Below are 1738 nucleotides of genomic sequence, written 5' to 3'. Positions count from 1 at the left end.
ATCATGCAGCGATTGGGTATGTGGGATTTGATTCCAAAAGACGAAATTTATCCTTTGCGCGATGCCAAAGTGTTGAACGGCCATTCCGATTACCAGCTCCATTTCCCGCAACCGACTCAGGCGCGCGGCGAGCCTGCGGACTGCTTGGGCTATTTGATCTCCAACCACAATATCCGTAAAGCCGCTTATGAAGTCGTGTCCAAATTGGACAACGTCAAAATCCTGACCGGCACCAATGTTAAAGAAGTTAAAACTTCTGACAATGAGGCGCAAGTTATTTTGGAAAGCGGCGAAGTATTGACCGGCCGTCTGTTGTTGGCCGCCGATAGTCGCTTCTCGCAAACGCGCCGTCAACTGGGCATTTCTTCAGATATGCACGATTACAGCCGCACCATGTTTGTGTGCCGCATGAAGCATACTCTGTCCAACCTGCATACCGCATATGAATGCTTCCACTACGGCCGCACCATTGCGTTACTGCCTTTGGAAGAACACTTGACCAATACCGTGATTACGGTGGACAGCGATAAAGCCGAAACGATTAAAAATATGTCGCCGGAAGAGTTGGCAGCCAGCGTGAAAGAGCAACTCAAAGGCCGTTTGGGCGATATGGAATTGGTCAGCACCATTCACAATTATCCTTTGGTCGGTATGATTGCCCAACGTTTCTATGGCAAACGCAGCGCGTTGATCGGCGATGCCGCAGTCGGTATGCATCCGGTTACTGCGCACGGTTTCAACTTGGGTCTGGCAAGTGCCGATCTTTTGGCTAAATTGGTTCTCGAAGCCGAGCAACGCGGTCAGGATATTAGTGCGAAGAGTCTGCTGGAAAAATACAGCACCAAGCATATGTTCCATGCCCATCCGATTTACCACGGCACTAATATGCTGCTGAAACTCTTTACCAATGAAACTGCTCCGGCAAAACTGCTGCGCGGTTTGGTATTGCGTGCAAGTAATAACTTCCCACCGCTGAAAAAACTGATTACCAAACAATTGACCGGTTAATTGTTTAAAACATAAAAGGCCGTCTGAACGATTAAAGTTTCAGACGGCCTTGTTTTTTATCTGCAGCTTATTTGGCTAAAACTGATTCGGGCATTTCTTGACGGACGTTTAAGGAAGTCAGCTTTTTGGTCAAGATGCTCAATACGATGCCGTAGGCAGGCAGGAAGAAGAGGGTACAGATGGCGAGTTTGAACAGATAATCGACAAATGCGATGCCCTGCCAATTTGCCGCCATAAATTCATCGTTGCTTGCATAAAAGGCAACGGCGAAAAACACCAGCGTGTCCAAAGCGTTGCCGACTACGGTGGAAGCGGTAGGGGCAACCCACCATGATTTCAGACGGCGTAATCTGTTGAACACGAAAATATCGAGGATTTGCCCGAGCGCATAGGCAGAAAAGCTGGCCAATGCGATACGGCCGACGAAGGTGTTAAATTCAGTTAAAGATGCCCAGCCTGTCCAGTTGCCCTCATGAAAGAGGACGGAGAAGACGTAAGAGAGCAGCAGGGCAGGGAACATCACCCAAAAAATAATCCGTCTCGCCAACGGCGCGCCGAAAATGCGCACGGTCAGGTCGGTAGCGAGGAAGATAAAGGGAAAGGAAAATGCGCCCCAAGTGGTAAAGATACCGAAAATTTGAAAGGGGAACTGCACCAGATAGTTGCTGGCGGCAATAATAAAAATATGGAAAAGCACCAGCCAGAAGAGCGCTTTCTTCTGCTGTGCGGC

Annotated in this window: 2 protein-coding genes; one reads left to right on the top strand and one right to left on the bottom strand. The window is 48.9% G+C overall.

Annotated elements, in window-relative coordinates:
• On the top strand, window positions 1-1008 hold a 1008-nt coding region (gene ubiM, locus ACTHSP_RS20340; protein ID WP_440346805.1), incomplete at its 5' end, for a 5-demethoxyubiquinol-8 5-hydroxylase UbiM.
• 67 nt (window positions 1009-1075) lie between these two features.
• On the opposite strand, the gene ACTHSP_RS20335 is transcribed toward ubiM, so the two are convergent.
• Window positions 1076-1738 (bottom strand): 7-cyano-7-deazaguanine/7-aminomethyl-7-deazaguanine transporter (locus tag ACTHSP_RS20335; RefSeq protein WP_440346804.1); only part of this gene is annotated, 663 nt, incomplete at its 5' end.

It is taken from the genome of Neisseria sp. P0001.S005 (genome assembly GCF_051963715.1).
This window is presented reverse-complemented; position numbering and strand designations above follow the sequence as displayed.